Origin of the sequence: Psychrobacter sp. FME13 (assembly GCF_014861395.1) — a bacterium.
In the GTDB taxonomy this organism is placed as follows: domain Bacteria; phylum Pseudomonadota; class Gammaproteobacteria; order Pseudomonadales; family Moraxellaceae; genus Psychrobacter.
In genome coordinates this window covers 1-20335 of sequence record NZ_RRYV01000050.1, presented here as the reverse complement: position 1 = coordinate 20335, position 20335 = coordinate 1, and the positions used below count along the sequence as shown (strand labels likewise).

The window sequence follows — 20335 nt, the reverse complement described above, 5'->3', positions numbered from 1 at the left end:
GCAAACGGGCAAAGCAGAGCTTTGCTGGATCCGTTCTCAAGGCTGATGCTAAAATGCTTCCAAACATTTTTGCAAACGTTGTTACAAGCCTAGTTAAGGTCTCGACATTATCGTCGGCTTGCGCCTAGTTTGGTGCAATTTTAGCAATCGGCAGCCCTATTTATGAATATCAAACACGCCCTAGTGGTTGGTATGATATAAATGACTTATTGATCTTTTTCTAAATGATAATACGACAGTTAAACACATAACATATTTAAAAATCTCGCTAGGATATTTGATGCCAACATCGGTAAGCCACGCTCCAGTTCAGTCTTCAGGCAACGCAATGTCTGGTCGGTCAGCCTCGGCATTAGATATGCCCGTGACAGCGCTGGCAGGTGTCGGGCTAAAAGTCGCAGAGCAATTGGCACAATTAAATATCAAACGAATATTTGATTTACTACTGCATCTGCCACGTGATTATGAGGATCGTAGCCGCTTGGTCTCTATAGCGGATGCAGAAAATGGGCAATCGGTACTCATCACTGGGCGTGTGGTAAACGTCGATACCAAACGCAGCGGTATGACAGTGGTGGTGGATGATGATACAGGTACCATTTCATTACGGTTTTTTAAGGTGTATCGCGGTCTTGCACAAACGATGAGCTTGGGTACGCAGCTGCAATTGTTTGGTGAGGTCAAAGTCAGTCGATACGGCAAGCAGATACATCATCCTGAATACCAGATTGTGACAGACAGTGCTGCTATGACCAATACGGGTCTGCAACCAATTTATCCAAGTGTCAAAGGCCTGCATCAGAATAAACTGCGTACATTGGTTAAACTGGCGTTACAGACAGTACGCAGCCAAGGTCTACCGATGACGCTGTTTACCGAGACCGATTTCAGTGTTGTGGCAGATCTTCCGTTAGCGCCTTTTGAGCCTCCCAAACCATTGAATGCAGAAACGGGTCATCCAGAAGACATATTTTCAACATTGGCACGTAGTGTGCCAGACAATACAAGTGGCAATAGCGCAAATAGCATTAATAAAGCCAGTGCAGCTGCTTATGCTGCTAACCGTCATGCAACCAATGATATCAATACAGTAGCTGCTAGCACGGCGAATAATAACGTCTATAATTTGACGATATTTGAGGCGTTAGTATTATTGCATACGCCGCCTACCTATACCGATGCTGGTCAGCAATATAAATTATTAACGCAGTTGAGTGCGCGCACCCATGCCGCTTGCCAGCGTTTGATTATTGAAGAGCTAACCGCTCATCAGCTCAGCCTACTATATCGGCGTCAGCAATTGCATCAGCACAAAGCGCCAAAGTGCGATACTCAAAGCCCGTTAGCTGACGCGTTATTTGGCGCGCTACCGTTTGATTTGACAGGCGCTCAGCAACGAGTCATGCGCGATATTACGGCCGATATGGCAACATCTGTGCCTATGTTGCGACTGGTACAAGGTGATGTCGGTGCAGGTAAGACGTTAGTTGCGGCAGGCGCGGCAGGCTATGCACTAGATAGTGGCTGGCAAGTGGCTGTGATGGCACCGACTGAGATTTTAGCAGAGCAGCATTTGGTTAATTTTAAACAATGGTTCGAGCCATTAGGTATCGGTGTGGGCTGGCTAGCTGGTAAGCAAACCGCGAAGCAACGCCGTGAGTCATTGGAGACAATCGCTGAAAATACCGTACAAATCGTAGTCGGTACGCATGCGTTGTTTCAAGAAACGGTGAAGTTTGCCAAGTTAGGTCTAGTTATCATTGATGAGCAGCATCGGTTTGGTGTTGAGCAGCGTATGGCGTTGACCAATAAAGGCGTTGCTAATAGTACACCGCATCAGCTTATTATGACCGCAACACCGATTCCGCGCACGTTAGCCATGAGTGTCTATGGTGATATGGATACTTCTATCATTGATGAGTTACCACCAGGGCGTACGCCCATTACGACTGTGACGATTGATCGTAATCGCCGTGATGACGTGATTGAGCGAATCGCTATTAATTGTGAGGCGGGTAGACAAGCGTACTGGGTATGTTCATTGGTCGAAGAGTCTAGTGTGCTGGATGCACAAGCGGCCGAAGCGACTTATGAAGACTTAAACGAGCGCTTGGATATCCGTATTGGACTAGTACATGGCAAAATGAAATCTGCGGATAAGCAAGTCATCATGCAGCAGTTTAAAGCAGGGCAGCTAGACTTGCTCATTGCTACTACTGTTATCGAAGTCGGTGTCGATGTGCCTAATGCGTCGTTAATGGTCATCGAGAATGCAGAACGATTGGGACTGTCACAGCTGCACCAATTACGCGGGCGAGTAGGGCGAGGCTCTACCAAAAGCTACTGCGTATTGCTTTATCAAAAGCCGCTGTCTGAGACTGGTACTGAGCGCTTGAATGTATTGCGTGATAGTACGGATGGTTTCGTCATTGCGCAAAAAGACTTAGAGCTGCGTGGGCCAGGTGAGTTGTTGGGTAAACGGCAAACAGGTAATATCGGTTATTATCTGGCCGATCTCATTCGTGATGAGCAGCTATTTGCGATTGCGCAGCGTTTGGCCAAGCATTTAATATCAGACCCTGCTCGCAAAGCAGATGTCAGCCAGCTTATTCATCGTTGGATGCCAGAGGCCAGTCGCTATACCAATGCGTAAAATGTATTTGGTATCTTTATAGAGCATTTAAGCAAGATATCGATGGTAAATAAAAAAAGAGGACAGCCAATGCTGTCCTCTTTTTTTTGATAAAACTATTTGGCTTTTTTTGCCTTCTTTAGCGATTTTTTAAGCGTTTTGAGGTCTTTCTTCTTTTGCTTAATTGCCTTTTTGGTGTCTTTAATATCTTTTTTGATGCTTTTTACTTCTGACTTATTAGCCATGATTATTTCCTTTCTTAATGGTTTAGTCATCAATAATGACAAATTACGCCGAAAATACAAGGCTGAACTGTACGCACTCTGTATCGTTGGTTTTTGTATTCTATTATTAGTTTTCGTACTTCATTACTATTAAGCACTGTTATTATATTTTCGTCAGCTCAGTGTGACATCGTGCTGAGGTAAAAAAGCTTACTACTAAACTGCCCCTAGTTATTATCAACAATTGACCTTTTAGATACTTAACTGAATTGACGCAATGATTAGATAGTCTACAATATTAAAAAAACATTCTTGATAAGATCGTTGCACATCACCTTGTTTACTTTATATTTTTTACGACGTTGGAGCTTGTTTATTTATAGAGACTGACGAATAGAGACCGACTATGAATGACCTTTCAGACCACAATGACAAGCCGAGTTTAGCCAATGATGAGCAGCCGTTAGCGAATAATCCGTTGCCACCTTATCGTCAAACAGAGGCTACTAACAAACCTACCTCCAAAATACCATTATGGTTGTGGCCTGTGGTAGCGGTTGTTTTATTGATAGGCGTTTTGCTGGGTAGATATTGGAATACTAGTAATGTTGCCGCAGATGAGTCAGCAGCGACAACAGCTGAGCAAGCTAGTACTGAGAGTGACGCGGCTAATGAAGAGCAGGCAGTACTTTCAGTAGAAACTATCACTCCCAGCCAAGATAATGTTGGTAATACATTGCGTGCTGATGGCACCATCAACGCCAAAGACATGGCGAACGTCAGCGCAAAAGTAACGGGCGTGGCTATCGAGCGTATATTGGTCGAGGAAGGAGATCGCGTCAAAGCGGGTCAAGTATTGGCAGTATTCGATACGGATGCGATGGAGCAGCAAGTTTTACAAGCACAAGCAGATGTGGCAGAAGCAGAAGCGACATTGGCCAATGCTAGTGCTGATGCCGCACGTATATTGCCATTGCTAGATATCGATGCCATCAGTAAACAAGAGGCCGATCGCTATCGTACTGCGGAGCTGCGTGCTAAAGCCGTTTTACAATCATCAAAAGCTCGGCTGAGTAGTCAGCGCCTGAGTGTAGAGAATGCTAGAGTCGTTGCACCAGTGAGTGGTGTTATTAGTGAGAAAACGGTCGAGGTCGGTATGGTGGCTGGTGGTGAGCCACTGTTTACGATTATTAAAGGCGGCATTTTAGAATGGCGTGCAGATATCGATCCTAAGCTAATAGGCGAAGTCAGTGTCGGCACGCCAGTACGCGTGAGCTTACCGGGTGGTAACTCTGTTATGGGAGAGGTCAGCCGTATTGCCCCTACTGCTGATGACAACCGTCAAATAACTATTTATGCCAGCTTAGAGACCAGTGCACAAGTCAGGGCTGGCATGTATCAGACGGGCGAGTTTTTATTAGGTAGTGCTAGTACGCAAACGGTGCCAAATAGCGCTATCGTCAGCAACGATGGCTACGACTATGTCATGCTCATAACGGATGTGAATACTAAAGATGGCAAAAGTACGGGGCGAGTTCAGCAGCAACGGGTGACATTGGGTGAACGTCTGGGTGATCGTGTTGCGGTCACAGAGCCATTACCGAGTGATGGTCAAATGGTGAAGCAGGGCGGTAGTTTCCTGAATGACGGAGATTTGGTCAATATTGTGAATGATGCTGCTAGCAAAAAATCAGCTACTGGTTCAGCTGAGCAGGCACGCTCATGAGTTTAAATGTCTCGGCCTATTCGATCAAAAACCCACTGGTTGCTATCTTGCTATTTATACTGCTCACATTGGGTGGTGTCTATGGTCTCATGCAAATGAAAGTGCAGCAGTTCCCAGATATTGATCTGCCCGCTGTTGTCGTGACCGTCACGCTACCGGGCGCTGCCCCTTCGCAATTAGAAAACGACATCGCCAAAAAAATCGAGAACAGAATCACCAGTATCGAAGGTGTGAAGCATATTCGCACCACGTTGCAGACTGGGGTGGCAACCATTGCCTCTGAGTTTGTACTAGAAAAAGACATTCAAGAAGCTGTTGATGATGTGCGCTCTGCCGTTGGTGAAGTGCAAGGAGATTTACCAGCCGCCGCCAACGATCCCATTATCACCAAAGTGTCGACAGCAGGGTTTCCTGTCGTGACGTATTCAGTTGCTGCCGATAATATGAGCGTTGAAGATTTGTCGTGGTTCGTTGACGATACGATCACCAAGCGCTTATCGGATATTCCAGGAGTGAGTACGGTCAGTCGTATTGGCGGGTTGGAGCGAGAGATTACGGTGGCTGCAGATCCGATTACGCTAAGCGGTCTACAGTTCTCTATCACCCAGTTGTCTCAGCAATTGGCTGGTATTCAGCAGGACAGCTCGGGCGGTGAAGCAGAAGTAGGCAATACGACTCAGACGATTCGAGTCTTGGGTGCGGTTGATCGCGCTAACGGATTGAATGATATACAAATAGCTGTGCCGACGGGCGGTACACAAACATTGGGACGTATGGCTCAAGTGACAGATGGCGCTGCTGACCCTAGCTCTATCGCATCGCTCGATGGTGAGACTGTCGTCGCATTTAATATTACTCGGTCGCGAGGGGCGAGTGAAGTTGAGGTCATGGAGCAAGTTGATAAAGAGCTGGCGGCGCTCACTGCATCGATGGGTAATATCCAAGTCGATAAAGTTTATGATCGGGCGACACCAGTGGCTCAAGATTATGATGCGTCCATTAAAATGCTGATTGAGGGTGGGGTTTTAGCGGTTATCGTTGTGTTTTTGTTTTTACGTAATATACGCGCGACGATTGTGGCTGCTGTCGCACTGCCATTGTCAGTGGTTCCTACTTTTTTGGCCATGTATCTGTTTGACTTTAGCTTAAATATCATCTCCTTATTGGCTTTATCTTTGGTCATTGGTGTGTTGGTCGATGATGCTATCGTCGAGGTTGAGAATATCATTCGTCATCTAAGGATGGGGAAGACGCCTTATGAAGCGGCAATGGAGGCCGCTGATGAAATTGGGCTGGCTGTCGTCGCGACTACTTTTACCCTAATCGCTGTGTTTTTACCAACTGCATTTATGGGCGGCGTTGTCGGTCAGTTTTTTCGGCAGTTTGGTTGGACAGCCGCCCTCGCTATTTTTGCGTCATTGCTCGTCGCTCGTTTGATTACGCCGATGATGGCAGCGTACATATTACGACCAGAAAAACAGCAAGTCGAAAAACAAAGTAAGTCGATGGGATGGTATCTCAAACTGGTTGCGTGGACCCTCCATCATCGCTGGATCACGATAGGCGCTACGTTGGTATTGTTTGTTGCTTCGTTGGGATTGGTGAAGCTATTACCGACGGCCTTTATTCCTGACAACGATATTGACCAGACGCGAGTGGCCATTGAGATGACGCCAGACGTTGCGCTAGAAGACACCGAACGTGTGGCGGCGTTGGCCAGTGCTCGTATTTTAGCGTTGCCAGAAGTGACGGATATCTTTACCGCTGTAGGTGATGCGCAACAGGATATAGGCCCTAACTCTAGTTCGAGTAGTGGTATGGCAGAAAACATCGCCAGTCTAGATATTGTGCTAGCGCCACGTGCTGAGCGTGGTACTAAGCAAGAGATTGAGCAAAAAATCAGCGGCATATTATCAGAAGTGCCCAGTGCTCGCTTTACCGTTGGATTATCGAGTGGTGGTGAGACGGGTTATAATTTTTCTTTGACCAGTACCAACCCAGAAGTGCTTGAGCAAACCGCGCAGCAGATTATGTCAGAAATTCGAGCCTTACCGGGTGTGGGTGCTGTCACTAGTGATCGCAGTTTGCCGCGCCAAGAGCTGACAGTCACGCCTGATCGTTTGGCTATGGCGGACAAAGGCGTCACCACACAAGATATCGCGACCACATTACGCATTGCCACCGTGGGTGATTACGAGCAAAATTTGTCCAAGCTTAATCTAGATACAAGACAGATTCCTATCGTCGTGCGTTTGCCAGATATTGCCAAACAAAACATCAATCAATTAGAAGGGTTGTACGTCCCTAGTACAAACGCAATCGGACAAGGCGTGCGTGTAGGAGACGTGGCGCGCTTGGATTTCGGTACCGGACCTGCGCAAATAAAACGCCTAGATCGTGAGCGCTCTATCGGTATCATCGTTCAACCTGGAACGACTGAATTAGGTGAGTTGGTACAAGCGGTCAAAAACACCCAAGCCATGCAGAATTTGCCTGCATCAATTACTGTCATTGATCAGGGTCAAGCCGAAAACATGGCGGAGCTGTTTAGCGGCTTCATTATCGCGATGTCGGTCGGCATTATCTGTATTTTAGGTGTTTTGATCTTACTGTTTGGTCGTTTGCTTCAGCCGTTTACGATTTTGATGGCATTGCCATTATCTATTGGTGGGGCGTTTGTGGGTCTGGTGATTACGGGTAGTAGTTTGTCCATGCCTTCGATGATTGGTTTTATTATGCTGATGGGTATTGCCACCAAAAACTCTATTCTTTTGGTGGATTATGCCATTATTGCTCAGAATCTTGGGTTACCAAGGTTTGAGGCGATTGTAGACTCCTGCCGTAAGCGAGCACGACCTATTATCATGACGACGATTGCGATGGGTGCTGGCATGTTACCACTGGTATTCGGCTGGGGTGATGCGGATCCAACTTTCCGTCGGCCTATGGCAGCAGCGGTATTGGGCGGTCTGGTGACTTCAACGCTTCTCAGTCTCGTGGTTATTCCGGTCGTATATACTTTGATGGATGACTTATCGAATTGGTTTGCTAAATGGCTGGTACCAAGTGGTAAAGATCAGTCCACTATAAATTAAGTCTTGTCTATATACAAAGGAATGTCACTATGAATAAAATATCACGCTCAAAAAAACTATTCTCTTATTCTAAGTTTTTGGTCAGCTTAGGACTTAGCATGTTAGGCACAGCCAGTAGTTATGCGACCACCTATTATCTCGACCCTCCTCATACCAACGTGCGTTTCGCTATTGATCATTTCAATACGTCAACGAACTCTGGTGGTTTTTATAATCTGAGTGGTCAGCTTGAATATAATCCAGTAGCCAAGACAGGTAGTATTGATCTATTAATCCCCTTAAATACCTTGAATACAGGTAATCAAGCTTTTGATAACACACTTAAAAGTGCAGACTTTTTTGATGTTGAAACATTTCCAATAGCTCATTTCAAGTCCACTAAATGGCATTTTTCGAATGATAAAAACCGTTCAGATGTTGTCAAAGTTGATGGCATGCTGACGTTACATGGCAAGGTTAATCCTATTACGCTAACGGCTGCTAAGTTTAACTGCTATTTGAGTCCTATACTTAAAAAAACAGTCTGTGGTGGTGAATTTACAACGACTATCGATCGGACAAAGTGGGGCATCAGTAAATATACATTGCTAGGTATGACAGAACAGGTAGCATTGACTATTCAGATAGAGGCGGTAAAGCAATAGTATGTCCTATGCCAGTCTGCCAATGTGAGTCAAAGGTTTTCAGCATATCGTCAAACAAGCCCTAATGCATAGATTGCATTAGGGTTTTTTTATCGAGAGTTATCGCGTTCTTAGATGGAAAAGAGTGTTTTGCTCAGTCTCTTTATTATTGTAATGACATTCAAAAAACTGATACGACCACAAAAATATATTGACGAAATTATGTTATCAGAATGTTATCAACATACTTCCACTATTAATTAATCAAAAAAATGACCACATATTAGAATAGATATCCGAATATAAAGGAGGTGACGGTATATTTTGGCAATAAAAGAGTGGAGTGATAGAAGGTTTTGAACGGTGATAAATAAGATTTTTCTAGGTATGGTTTGATAGAAATCTAATCATTATTTGTTTATATACTTAGGTTTGAGGCTGTAAAGCAGTAGAAATATTCATTTATATGCTTATATAACAAAGCTGCCATAGCAATTGCACAATGTCACATGAAAAAATAAAAACGTTAGATTGGTAATTTTTGTGCTACTGAAATCCAAAGTTATTAATTGATAGTCTTGTGTTCGGAGATGATGACTAACAAAAATTAGATCATCACACTCTATGCTCAAACTGAACATGATAATCACTTAAGGGGTTATCGGACTTTTATTTATAATAATATTTGTTGATAGGTTTGAGCCATAAAAAATATTGTTGAAGTTTAAGCATATTTTTAAATGACATACCAAATCTAAAAACCAAGGAATTAACCAATGAAAAACCTTACTCTATCTCTACCATTACTTGTTGGCGCTGCACTAACTATCCCAAGCTTAGCAGTAGCAGGGGAATCAGCAGAGATGCAAACGCCTGATACTACCATGCAAGCTGAAGTTGATAGCCCTGACAGTGCTCTTGAAAGCCAAGGCGAAAGTGAAGCGGCGTATCCAACTGATGAAGCAAGTGTTGATACCACAGAAGCTGAGACCGATAGCAGCGAAACAGTCATGGAAGAAGAGCCAGCTCAACCATATTCGTAATTCATAGTACGCTATTTGCTAAGTAAATATGTCACTAAACATCATGTGGCCAAACACAGAATCAGCCACAAACTTATACTAGCAAAACAAGTCGTACATCAGTATTTATAAATTAGTCTCAGCATATTTTAGACAGTAGACCAAATTTAAGAACCAAGGAATTAACCAATGAAAAACCTTACTTTATCTCTATCATTACTTGTTGGCGCCGCACTAACTATTCCAAGCTTAGCAGTAGCAGGGGAATCAGCAGAGATGCAAACGCCTGATACTACCATGCAAGCTGAAGTTGACAGCCCTGATAGCGTCCTTGAAAGCCAAGGCGAAAGTGAAGCGGTGTATCCAACTGATGGAGCAAGTGTCGATACCACAGAAGCTGAGACTGATAGCAGCGAAACAGTCATGGAAAAAGAACCAGCTCAACCATATTCGTAATTTATAGTACGTTACTTGCTAAGTAAATATGTCACTAAACATCATGTGGCTTAACACAGAACCAGCCACAAACTTACTCTAGCAAAACAAGTCGTATAACAGTATTTATAAAAAGGTAGCCATCAGGCTGCCTTTTTTGCTGTTACAACAAATACTATTATGGGGTAACGTTTTATTCACTTCAAGTCCCAAGATCTAAATAATGACATGCGCTAATTACCAATGCAAGCAATGTAACCTTTCTTAAATTTTTTGAATCTTTCGCAATATTTATCACTACTATAAATAGCGTTATAACCAAGAGTCTATGACCAAAACAGAACGGCCCTAGACTTTTTATCTAGGGCCGTTCTGTTTTAACTGCTTGTTTTTAGACAGTTATTAGTAATCAATCGTATAGCTCAAACCATAGGTAGTGCCAGAAGCAGGTAGACGATTCGTATCACCATAAGTGGTTTGGTGATAGACCGTTAGATAGTCTTTGTTAAGCACGTTATAAACGCCGTAATCCATTCGGCCTACTGGCATTTTGACTTGACCTAATACGTCAAGCGTCATATAACCTGTAACAGGTAATGCGCTAGAGTCTGGATCTTTTTGTTGGTCTTTATAGGCTGTGTCGCTGCCACCTATTGCTAATGCTTGTAGACGTACGTTGCTGCCTCCATCAAAGCTGTATTGAGCAAACGCAGTACCTTTTAATGGGGTTAGGCGCACAGCATCTAACTCTAACCAGTCGCCATCTTTGTCATATTGACCACGGGTGTAAGCGACAGTCCCGCCCACTTGCCATTTATCGTTGAGATCGTGAGTCAAAGAGCCTTCTACGCCATAGACACGCTCATCGGTATCGACCACTTCTACAGTATAGCTATCGGTGAAGCGTACAACCTTGTCTGATTCATTATAAAAACCGCTCAAGCGTGCTGCTGTATCGCCGTGTTTGCCTTGCCAGCCAAACTCGTAGTTATTTGTTGTAATCGGCTGAACATTGTCTGAATTGACCACAAAACCTGCTCGTACATCACGCAGCGCACGCTGGATATCTGCTGTCGTAAACCCTTGTGAAAAATTAGCAAAAATCTGATCGTTCGGTGTTAATTGATAGCTAGTTCCAAGATTGAATAGGACTTTATCGTGATCGGTATCGCCTGCTTCTACTATTCCAGCTTCATAGTCAGTGGCAGAGTCATTAGCGTAATATTCTTCTAGTAATTGCTCATATATCGGTGTAAAGGTATCAGTCTCTGATTTTAGTTGCTGATAACGTACGCCAGCACTGGTATGCCACTTATCTGTCAAATCTACATCGGCGTTGATAAAAGCACCCAATTTATCAATAGTAGTATCTGGCCCAGCATTGTAGGTAAGTCCATTTGTCTTAGCAGTTAAACCGTTGCTAGCAAAAAAACTCGCAAAATCTTGTCCATAGTAAGTTTGCTCACTATTTTCGCGTTCAAAATCAGCACCATAACTCAGTAGTACGTTTTTGCCAGCAAGTTCAGTGTCTGTTTGCATTGCTGCACGCAATCCCATGACCTCAATTTCTGCTTCTGACTGAGTAACGAAATATGGATTACCACCGCTGTAAGAAGCATAATCATCTTGTGTTGTTACTGTTTTAGCAGAAGGGTAAAAACGGCCTTTTTCGTCTCTATAATAACCGGTCACATTTAAGTTCGAGCCTAAGAAGTCATCATCGTTATAGCTTAAGTTGGCGGATGTTTTTGTGGTGTACGGTTGATCTTCAATATCGGCACCATCGATAGCGTTCAACGAAGGTGTCGCACCAAATAATACTGCTAAACCGTCACCGTAATCTGGACCGTAGTCAGTGTCTTTCTCATCATTATAGTAAGTGACAGCTAAGTCAAGTCGCTGAGTATCTGTTAATTCCATACCTAAGCTGGCGTTCACGCTTAAAGACTCGGTATCTTGTTGGTCAGTTTGAAGGATGTCTGGGCTAACACGATCACCATGGCTATCGAATTTGCCACCGGTACTACCGTAATCCACATCTAAGCGTCCATATACTCGCTCGCCACCATAACCTAAGGTTTGCCCAACGCTATAACCCAACGATTCAGAATCAAAGTTTCGACTGCTACTAATGCCTAGTCGGGTTTGTCTGATAGGACCATAGCCCACATCTGACTTGGTCACTAGGTTGATTAGGCCGCCAGCTGCACCAGCACCATAAATACTAGTAGCACCAGATAGTACTTCTACTCGCTCAAGCTGGGCAGGATCAATACTATTCAGCTCTCGTGACAGACTACGTGAGCTACTTAATGGTACACCATTAAGTAAGTATTGTACTGGACGACCGTGCATGGTGGTGCCGTAGTTACTCGTTGAGCTGCTACTGGCACCTAAACTTGGAATCAGCTGTGCCAATATATCGCCTGTGGTACGGTCACCTGTGGCCTGCACCTGAATCTCTTGTTCAGTAAGCACTTGAGTGACAGCCGGCATCTCACTAATTTTTTGCGCCAGTGCCGTACCAGTTCTGGCATTTGCAGTCACTGTGATGGCATCCAGAGTCACGCTTGGTTCTTCAGTAGAAGTTGCGCTTGAGTCTGACACTTCTGATGCACCAACAGCATTGTTAGTGCTGTCGTTGATATTGGTTTGAGCGTATAACTGTTGGCTGATACAAAGAGTCAAAACGGATAAGGCAAGTTGATGACGACTTTTCATAGTTTCACTTCATTTAGTTGGATGATCAAATAGAGGCACTGACTGATGCTGAGATAGCAATACTGGGTATACTAAAGTTGTGAATAGTATTGTAAATGATAATGGTTTTTGTTTCTATACTTATTTGTTTTGTATCAGGTTTTGTATTCTCAATTCAATCTATAGCCATTTTAGTGCTCTCAAAAGCATCAAATAGCGGGTTATCATTTCAATATTATCAGTACTGATTTTTTATATGACAGTGGTCTGATACAGTCCAAAAACTCGAGCAATAATTATTCAAAAAATTAACAATATTTATTTATATAATGTTTATTTGTATATCAATGTGCTATAGTTAATATATTGCTATTAACCAACGATAAGGAAAGATTGATATGAGAAAGAATCAACATTCATGTGAGAATCATTCGTGCCATAATGATACAGCACCAGTTAGCGCGCCGGCTTTTCCTCAACTAAACCAGCCAGCGCCTGATTTTACAGCGTTAACCACTGATGGTATGAAGTCATTGGCTGACTATAAAGGTAAATGGTTGGTGTTGTTCTCGCATCCTGCGGATTTCACCCCTGTATGTACCACTGAGTTTATGGCATTCGCTACTAAAGCGGCAGATTTTCGTGCCAAAAACTGTGAGTTATTAGGGTTGTCTATTGATAGTGTACATTCGCATATTGCTTGGATGCGTAATATCAAAGAAAACTTTGGTGTAGAGATTACCTTTCCCATTATTGCTGATTTATCGATGCAGGTTGCCAAATCTTATGGCATGATTCAGCCTGGTGCCAGTGACACCTCGGCAGTACGAGCCACCTTTATCATCGATCCTGAAGGTGTATTGCGGGCAATGATCTACTATCCAATGAGCAATGGCCGCTCGGTTGATGAATTCTTGCGCTTGCTTGAGGCGCTACAAACCAGTGATGAAAACAATATTGCTACACCAGAGAATTGGCAAGCAGGAGATCCTGTTATCGTACCACCACCACGTACCGCTACAGAAGCCGAAAGTCGTGTGGACGATGGTTATGATTATACGGACTGGTATTTTAGTAAAAAAACACTCTAATAGAAGTGAGCTTTATTTTGATAGTGGATATTGAGTAAATATAGGCGTGTTGATGATTCGACACGCCTAATTTTTTTACCTTTTTAAGTTTCTACCGTTTTTTACGGTTTCTATTTATGTTATCGACTACTGATATTGAGGGTCGTCTTAAACAGGCTAATCTCAAAAAATTTATCTCTCCAAGGAGAAAAAATGAAAACAATTATATTGTCACTATTCATCCTGTTTGGTTTGACTTCCTATGCAAGTGCGGAAGATGCGCTATCTGTGCCACCACAAGAGGTTTGGAATCTTGTACAAGAAGCTCCGGACGAGCTGCTGTTTATTGATGTGCGTGATCCAGTAGAAATCATGTTTATCGGTTTTACAGATGCTGTAGATATCAACATTCCTTTTAAGCTAGTTGATCGTACTCAGTTTAATGATAGCAAAGGCAGTTTTGCCATGCAGAGCAACCCAAACTTTGCCTCTGATGTAAAAAAAGCATTAAAAGCCAAAGGTCTAGGTAACGACGCGCTTATTGTGACTATGTGCCGGTCTGGATCTGCACGTGGCAAGCCCAGTGCTGATTATCTATTATCGCAAGGGTTTTCAAACGTTAAATATATCGATCACGGCTTTCAGGGCAGTACGGTAAAAGAAGGTGATATGAAAGGGTTTCGTGTAGTGAATGGCTGGCAAAACTCAGGTTTACCTTGGTCGTCAAAGATTAATGCTGACAAAATCAACAAGCCGTAAGCTTTTTAGGAATGATACAGGTGTGTTTTTTAGAATGACGACACACCTTAGCAATATTACGACTGATGACAAGAGTTATCGGCAAGGGTTTGTAGAATTCCACAGGATACCGCCGAAGTACTGCTGACGCATTTTTGACGTAATACGGTTAGATGCTGCTTTAACTGTGCCAGCTCTTGCATACGCACCTCCACCGCGTGAATATGCTCATCCAATAAGATATCTACATCACCGCAGTCTTTATCAGGCTCATCCCAGTACCCAAGTAGCGTCTTCACTTCACTCAATGTCATGTCCAGCGTCCGGCAATGCATGATGAATTGTAGACGCTCGACATGGTCTTCACGATATAAGCGATAGTTTCCGGCGCTACGAGAGGGCTCTGGTAGTAACCCTTCCTTTTCATAATAGCGAATGGTTTCTACGGTGGCACCGACTCGTTTAGCGAGCGCGCCAATTTTAATGGGCATAATGAATGACCTCTATTCTCTAGAAAGTTAATAGCAAACAGTCTTAACCTTAAAGTCCTAACACTAAAGTAACTATAAGGTCTGATGTCCAACAAATCAAGGCTATCGGATTGAAGGTTGCCAAATTGAATATTTATAGTCTTGACTCTAAAGCCACTAGAGGGTTCATAATATCTTTATTGAAAAGGATAAATTATTATGAAATATCATATTGAAGGTATGGACTGTGCTGGCTGTGTTAGCAAGATTGAAAAGGCGCTCACCCGTATGCCGGGCGTTGACGATATAGAGCTGAGCTTTGCGACGGAAAAGTTATCATTGACGTTGGCGGCTGATTCGACCACGCAACTCAGCGATATCGAAAAAACCATCAAACGACTGGGCTTTGGTATATCTGCCTATACAGATTCATCAATCGCCTCACATACGGATGATGATGCATCAGAGACACCAGAGCCGCGTTGGTGGCAAACCCTAAAAGGCAAGCAAGTGCTAGTTGTCGGTATTCTGATGGCTGTCGCATATACACTCGCATTACTGTTTCCTGATTATGGTATATGGGTGTTCGCGGTAGCGGTGATTGCTAGTGTGTATCCATTTGTCCGAAAAGCTTTTGCTCTAGCGATGTCAGGTTCGCCTTTTTCGATTGAAATGCTGATGTCGGTTGCTGCCATTGGCGCGCTGATTATTGGGGAAGCCGAAGAGGCTGCTGCGGTTGTGTTTTTATTTTCGATTGGTGAGCTATTAGAAAGCGTGGCTGCTGATCGCGCACGTGCTGGTATTAAGGCACTGGCATCACTGGTGCCAAAAACGGCAGTATTGCTTGATAAAAATGGCGAACAGCATGACGTTTCGGCTTCATCGTTGCAGGTAAATGACCTCGTACTCGTGCGCCCCGGCGATAGAGTGTCTGCCGATGGTGTCATCGAACAAGGTACGTCTAGCCTTGATGATTCACCAGTAACAGGTGAGTCTGTACCAGTTGCTAAAATGGTAGGTGATGATGTGTTCGCAGGGTCAATCAACATAGATGGCGCGCTACAGGTACGTGTACAGAAAACAGCAGCGGACAACACGATTGCACGTATTATTGAGCTCGTAGAGCAGGCGCAGGCTTCCAAAGCACCAACTGCGCGTTTTATCGAAAAATTCAGTCGATACTACACACCCGCAGTGATGGCGATTGCCTTATTGATTATTATTATTCCACCGTTAGCTCTAGGCGGCGAGTGGGCCACTTGGCTGTATCGTGGCTTGGCACTCTTGCTCATTGCTTGCCCGTGCGCTTTGGTTTTATCAACCCCAGCCGCTGTTGCCTCTGGTCTAGCGGTCGCTGCGCGTCGTGGCTTGCTGATCAAAGGTGGTAGCGCCTTAGAAGCGATTGGTCGTGTGAACACAGTTGCTTTTGACAAAACAGGTACCTTAACCGAAGGCAAGCCACGCGTTACTGACGTTATTTCTTTTACACAAAAGGATATGGATTTTCAATCTAAACATGAGGTATTGGCGCTCTTTGCTAGTGTAGAGTCCGGCTCTAATCACCCACTTGCGAGGGCTATTGTAGATCATGCGAGAGACACTCAAGTTGCCGTACCTGTGCCCACCAATGCCTATGCGACTGCTGGTAAAGCGGTGCATGCAACAGTCTCTGGGCAGTCTCTAGCCATTGGTTCGCCTGTCTATGCTGCTGACGTTGCATTGCTGTCGCCCAAACAACAAGCACAAATTGAATCGCTACAACACGATGGCAAGACGGTTTCGGTGCTGTTTGATGAGCAGAGCGGTGACGTCCTTGGATTGGTCGCGTTACGAGATGAATTGCGAGAGAGTGCTCAAACAGGGGTGGCACAGCTTAAAGCCATGGGTATTCGTTCAGTGATGCTCACAGGCGACAACCATCGTACTGCGCAGGCACTGGCTAGCAACTTAGACATACAATGGCAAGCCGAGCTGCTGCCAGAAGACAAATTGCGTCTGCTAAATGAGATGAGAGACAATACCCAAATAGCGATGGTGGGCGATGGTATCAATGATGCTCCAGCGCTCGCCACCGCAGATATCGGCATCGCCATGGGCGGTGGTACTGATGTGGCTATCGAAACAGCGGATGTTGCGTTATTAAAAAGCCGTGTGACCGATGTCGCTCATCTAGTGGCACTGTCACGGGCAACCATGTCTAATATTCATCAAAACGTGATTTTTGCACTGGGTCTAAAAGGTGTTTTTCTCATCACTACCGTACTGGGTGTGACAGGTCTATGGCTCGCTGTCATAGCGGATACTGGCGCAACTATTTTGGTTACGCTGAATGCGCTGCGATTGCTTAGATTCAAGTTTAAAGCAGCAACGCAGCCATAAGTCTTGCTTTCCATTTCTAGACTGCCTTCCATTTCTAGCTTATATGATCATTTTTTGTGCCTTTACACAACCTCTCGAAAGCTAAAGATGAATATAATTCATCTTTAGCTTAAATTGTATCGTTTTTATTCATGTTCTGATTTAGGTATGATTCATTTCATACACAAATTTGGTTTTATCTCAGATATTGAGAACAGATTAAGGCAGTCAATCACCATGAGTACACCGTTTACATATTCAGTTTCGAGCATTCGTTTTGATGAAAACTATCAGCCTGCAGACAGCACACGTCTGACGACTAATTTTGCAAACTTGGCGCGTGGCGAACATCGCGAAGAGAACCTACGCAAAACGTTAAGAATGATAGACAATCGCTTTAACGCATTGGCGCATTGGGACAACCCAACAGCAGACCGCTATTCTGTTGACGTAGATATTATTTCTGTAAACATGGATATCGAAGGCAACGGCAATAATTTTCCTATTATTGAAACCTTAAAAACAACGATTACTGATCATAAAGACAACACCCGTATTGAGGGTATGATTGGTAACAGTTTTTCTTCTTATGTGCGCGATTATGATTTTAGTATCGTACTGCTAGATCATTTTGATAAAAAACCAGGTGAGCCGGTGCCCAAAAACTTTGGTGACTTACATGGTAAGTTGTTTCAAGACTTATTGAATTCAGAGGCATACAAAGCGCAATTTAATAAAAAGCCAGTGATTTGCCTCAGTGTTTCAACCAGTAAGACGTATCATCGCACTACCAATCATCACCCTGTGCTAGGGGTTGAATATAGACAAGACGAGTATTCGTTAACCGATGATTACTTTCACAAAATGGGTCTGACCGTTCGTTACTTCATGCCTGTCGGCAGTGTGGCACCGTTAGCGTTTTATTTCGCTGGTGATTTGCTAAGTGATTACACTGATTTTGAGCTAATCAGTGCAATCAGTACCATGGAAACGTTTCAAAAGATCTACCGTCCTGAAATTTACAATGCCAACTCTACAGCGAGTCAAGTGTATCAACCAAGTCTCAAGTATCAAGATTACTCACTGACGCAAATTGTATATGACCGCGAGGAGCGCAGTCAGATGGCGGTGACACAAGGTAAGTTTACGGAAGAAACATTTATCAAGCCATACCAAGACATTCTTGAAGAGTGGGCTGCAAGCTATACCGTTGATAGTCAAGCAGATAAAAAACAAACCAATAATAAATATGCTGCTTAACCGAGCACACGAGAGAAGACAAACAACCATGACAAAACTATTATTACCAACATCAACCGCTGGCAGCTTACCGAAACCGTCTTGGCTGGCAGAACCTGAAAAAATTTGGTCACCTTGGGCATTAGAAGGCGAGCAGTTGATTGAAGCCAAGCAAGATGCATTGCGTTTGTCACTACAAGAACAAGTACATGCAGGTATTGATATCGTCAGCGATGGCGAGCAGACTCGTCAGCATTTCGTGACCACGTTTATCGAACATCTCGATGGTGTTGATTTTGAAAATCGTGAGACAGTCAAAATCCGTGATCGCTATGATGCGAGTGTGCCATCAGTGGTCGGTGCGGTGAGCCGTCAAAAGCCAGTATTTGTAGAAGATGCCAAGTTTTTACGTCAGCAGACCAATCAGCCAATCAAATGGGCCTTGCCAGGGCCGATGACGATGATTGATACACTGTATGACGATCATTATAAAAGTCGTGAGAAACTGGCTTGGGAATTTGCTAAAATCCTGAATCAAGAAGCAAAAGAGCTAGAGGCCGCTGGCGTTGATATTATCCAATTCGATGAACCAGCATTTAATGTGTTCTTTGATGATGTGAATGACTGGGGTATTGCTACTTTAGAGCGTGCTATTGAAGGTCTAAAATGCGAAACAGCAGTACATATTTGCTACGGTTATGGTATCGAAGCCAATAATAACTGGAAAAAGACACTGGGTTCAGAATGGCGTCAATATGAAAAGGCCTTTCCTCAGCTGCAACAGTCTAAGATTGATATTGTCTCACTGGAGTGTCAAAACTCACATGTGCCAATGGATTTGATTGAATTGATTCGTGGTAAAAAAGTAATGGTTGGTGCCATTGATGTGGCAACCAATACCATTGAGACACCAGAAGAAGTGGCCAACACACTACGTAAAGCATTACAATTTGTCGATGCTGACAAGCTGTATCCTGCCACCAATTGCGGTATGGCACCGTTGTCACGCCAAGTGGCTCGTGGCAAGCTTGCGGCATTAAGTGCAGGCGCACAGATCGTTCGTCAAGAGCTGACTGCGTAGAGCTTATCAAACAAACTGATGTAAATTCGGCATTGGTAGCTTTGGTATTGGTAACGCTGGTAAGTTTTGCAGGCTAGGATTTTAACTTGAATGATGCTTATTAAAGTTCAGTCGTTGAGGAGATTCTATTTAAAGAATCTCCCTTTGCAAAACTAAAATTGAAGCACAATTTTTTAACGTTTCACAGGATTTCAGTAATGATTAAAGATATGATTGAAGCAACCGATTTTAGAGATGCCATGTCTTTGTTAACGACTGCGGTCAATGTTGTCACCACAGAAGGTGCCTCTGGCGTTCATGGGTTTACAGCATCGGCAGTATGCAGTGTCACAGATACACCGCCAACTTTGCTCGTCTGTATGAACCAGACGTCTCGGTCGCATGCGTATTTTGTTGAAAACAAAACATTGTGTGTCAATGTGTTGGGCGCTCATCATGAGCCCGTCTCTAACGCTTTTGCCTCAAAATTACATTCAGAAGAACGTTTCAAACAAGGCGCTTGGTCTCAGCTAGTAACAGGCTCTCCTATTTTAGAAGATGCATTGGTCAGTTTCGACTGTGAGATTGAGCAAATTCAGAAAGTAGGCACGCACAGTGTGTTTATGTGCCGAGTAGTCGCCATCAAAAAATCTGAGCAACCAGATGGACAAGAAGAAAGCTTGGTTTACTTTAATCGTGCTTACTCTCGAGTGGGTCAAGTGGATATCGCTTAAGTCAATCATCCGGCCATTATCGAATGGCCATCAAACTATTCATCGTCAATCTGAGAAGTAACTATCCCGTGGAATTAATCATTTTTTTAGTCATAGGTGCCCTCGCAGGATTTGCTGCGGGGCTTTTTGGTGTGGGCGGTGGAACCATCATCGTGCCACTATCAAAAAAGCGAAAGAGGACTCCACCCGACATTAGGGTGGAGGTGAAT

The 20335-nt window shown here is 43.9% G+C and carries 15 protein-coding genes and 1 pseudogene; 13 read left to right on the top strand and 3 right to left on the bottom strand.

Going from position 1 to position 20335, the window contains the following annotated elements; genetic code table 11:
- Positions 1-280 precede the first annotated feature (280 nt).
- Entirely contained in the window at positions 281-2653 is a 2373-nt protein-coding gene (recG, locus tag EI164_RS08125) for an ATP-dependent DNA helicase RecG (RefSeq protein WP_192519478.1), read from the top strand.
- 95 nt (positions 2654-2748) lie between these two features.
- Here recG and EI164_RS17285 read toward each other — a convergent pair whose 3' ends face one another.
- Positions 2749-2877 carry a hypothetical protein gene (locus tag EI164_RS17285; RefSeq protein WP_263972658.1) on the bottom strand — a complete coding sequence of 43 codons (129 nt, stop codon included), beginning with the start codon at positions 2875-2877 and terminating at the stop codon, positions 2749-2751.
- A gap of 385 nt (positions 2878-3262) precedes the next feature.
- On the opposite strand from EI164_RS17285, the gene EI164_RS08120 reads away from it, so the two are divergent.
- The 5 genes from EI164_RS08120 to EI164_RS08100 all read left to right on the top strand — a co-directional run bounded on the left by EI164_RS08120 (position 3263) and on the right by EI164_RS08100 (position 9778).
- On the top strand, positions 3263-4582 hold the full coding sequence (locus tag EI164_RS08120; RefSeq protein WP_192519477.1) for an efflux RND transporter periplasmic adaptor subunit: 1320 nt from the start codon (positions 3263-3265) through the stop codon (positions 4580-4582).
- A complete protein-coding gene (locus EI164_RS08115; protein ID WP_192519476.1) occupies positions 4579-7677 on the top strand; it encodes an efflux RND transporter permease subunit in 3099 nt (1032 codons plus the stop codon). The genes EI164_RS08120 and EI164_RS08115 overlap by 4 nt, the downstream gene beginning before the upstream one ends.
- A 29-nt stretch (positions 7678-7706) precedes the next feature.
- Entirely contained in the window at positions 7707-8321 is a 615-nt protein-coding gene (locus EI164_RS08110; protein WP_192519475.1) for a YceI family protein, read from the top strand.
- A gap of 755 nt (positions 8322-9076) precedes the next feature.
- On the top strand, positions 9077-9343 hold the full coding sequence (locus EI164_RS08105; RefSeq protein ID WP_192519474.1) for a hypothetical protein: 267 nt from the start codon (positions 9077-9079) through the stop codon (positions 9341-9343).
- Positions 9344-9511: 168 nt separating this feature from the next.
- Positions 9512-9778 carry a hypothetical protein gene (locus EI164_RS08100; RefSeq protein ID WP_192519473.1) on the top strand — a complete coding sequence of 89 codons (267 nt, stop codon included), beginning with the start codon at positions 9512-9514 and terminating at the stop codon, positions 9776-9778.
- A gap of 381 nt (positions 9779-10159) precedes the next feature.
- Here EI164_RS08100 and EI164_RS08095 read toward each other — a convergent pair whose 3' ends face one another.
- Positions 10160-12478 (bottom strand): TonB-dependent receptor, encoded by a 2319-nt coding sequence (locus EI164_RS08095; RefSeq protein WP_192519472.1) that lies wholly within the window; start codon positions 12476-12478, stop codon positions 10160-10162.
- A 377-nt stretch (positions 12479-12855) separates the two neighbouring features.
- On the opposite strand from EI164_RS08095, the gene EI164_RS08090 reads away from it, so the two are divergent.
- Together EI164_RS08090 and EI164_RS08085 are read left to right on the top strand one after the other, a co-directional pair.
- On the top strand, positions 12856-13548 hold the full coding sequence (locus tag EI164_RS08090; RefSeq protein WP_192519471.1) for a peroxiredoxin: 693 nt from the start codon (positions 12856-12858) through the stop codon (positions 13546-13548).
- A gap of 192 nt (positions 13549-13740) precedes the next feature.
- The gene (locus EI164_RS08085) at positions 13741-14286 is read left to right on the top strand and encodes a rhodanese-like domain-containing protein (protein WP_192519470.1); all 546 of its coding nucleotides are present in this window, start codon (positions 13741-13743) and stop codon (positions 14284-14286) included.
- A gap of 56 nt (positions 14287-14342) precedes the next feature.
- Here EI164_RS08085 and cadR read toward each other — a convergent pair whose 3' ends face one another.
- Positions 14343-14756, bottom strand: coding sequence for a Cd(II)/Pb(II)-responsive transcriptional regulator (gene cadR / locus EI164_RS08080; RefSeq protein WP_192519469.1), 414 nt, complete (start codon positions 14754-14756; stop codon positions 14343-14345).
- Between the two features lie 198 nt (positions 14757-14954).
- Between cadR and EI164_RS08075 the strand changes: the two genes are divergently transcribed.
- The 5 genes and pseudogenes from EI164_RS08075 to EI164_RS16970 form a co-directional block, all read left to right on the top strand.
- Positions 14955-17114, top strand: a complete 2160-nt coding sequence (locus tag EI164_RS08075; protein ID WP_192519468.1) for a heavy metal translocating P-type ATPase — start codon at positions 14955-14957, stop codon at positions 17112-17114.
- Between the two features lie 216 nt (positions 17115-17330).
- Positions 17331-18353, top strand: a complete 1023-nt coding sequence (locus tag EI164_RS08070) for a DUF1852 domain-containing protein (RefSeq protein ID WP_192519467.1) — start codon at positions 17331-17333, stop codon at positions 18351-18353.
- A 28-nt stretch (positions 18354-18381) separates the two neighbouring features.
- Positions 18382-19413 (top strand): methionine synthase, encoded by a 1032-nt coding sequence (locus tag EI164_RS08065; protein ID WP_192519466.1) that lies wholly within the window; start codon positions 18382-18384, stop codon positions 19411-19413.
- 209 nt (positions 19414-19622) lie between these two features.
- Positions 19623-20126, top strand: a complete 504-nt coding sequence (locus tag EI164_RS08060; protein WP_192519479.1) for a flavin reductase — start codon at positions 19623-19625, stop codon at positions 20124-20126.
- Between the two features lie 23 nt (positions 20127-20149).
- Positions 20150-20335: pseudogene (locus EI164_RS16970) on the top strand (hypothetical protein); the annotation flags it as partial.

Bases quoted from the DNA above. Each gene is read 5' to 3' on its own strand.
- EI164_RS08100 (WP_192519473.1), top strand. From the start codon at position 9,512: ATGAAAAACCTTACTTTATCTCTATCATTACTTGTTGGCGCCGCACTA.
- recG (WP_192519478.1), top strand. From the start codon at position 281: ATGCCAACATCGGTAAGCCACGCTCCAGTTCAGTCTTCAGGCAACGCA.
- EI164_RS08075 (WP_192519468.1), top strand. From the start codon at position 14,955: ATGAAATATCATATTGAAGGTATGGACTGTGCTGGCTGTGTTAGCAAG.
- EI164_RS08065 (WP_192519466.1), top strand. From the start codon at position 18,382: ATGACAAAACTATTATTACCAACATCAACCGCTGGCAGCTTACCGAAA.
- EI164_RS08105 (WP_192519474.1), top strand. From the start codon at position 9,077: ATGAAAAACCTTACTCTATCTCTACCATTACTTGTTGGCGCTGCACTA.
- EI164_RS08110 (WP_192519475.1), top strand. From the start codon at position 7,707: ATGAATAAAATATCACGCTCAAAAAAACTATTCTCTTATTCTAAGTTT.
- cadR (WP_192519469.1), bottom strand. From the start codon at position 14,756: ATGCCCATTAAAATTGGCGCGCTCGCTAAACGAGTCGGTGCCACCGTA.
- EI164_RS08090 (WP_192519471.1), top strand. From the start codon at position 12,856: ATGAGAAAGAATCAACATTCATGTGAGAATCATTCGTGCCATAATGAT.
- EI164_RS08095 (WP_192519472.1), bottom strand. From the start codon at position 12,478: ATGAAAAGTCGTCATCAACTTGCCTTATCCGTTTTGACTCTTTGTATC.
- EI164_RS08070 (WP_192519467.1), top strand. From the start codon at position 17,331: ATGAGTACACCGTTTACATATTCAGTTTCGAGCATTCGTTTTGATGAA.
- EI164_RS08120 (WP_192519477.1), top strand. From the start codon at position 3,263: ATGAATGACCTTTCAGACCACAATGACAAGCCGAGTTTAGCCAATGAT.
- EI164_RS08085 (WP_192519470.1), top strand. From the start codon at position 13,741: ATGAAAACAATTATATTGTCACTATTCATCCTGTTTGGTTTGACTTCC.
- EI164_RS08115 (WP_192519476.1), top strand. From the start codon at position 4,579: ATGAGTTTAAATGTCTCGGCCTATTCGATCAAAAACCCACTGGTTGCT.
- EI164_RS08060 (WP_192519479.1), top strand. From the start codon at position 19,623: ATGATTGAAGCAACCGATTTTAGAGATGCCATGTCTTTGTTAACGACT.
- EI164_RS17285 (WP_263972658.1), bottom strand. From the start codon at position 2,877: ATGGCTAATAAGTCAGAAGTAAAAAGCATCAAAAAAGATATTAAAGAC.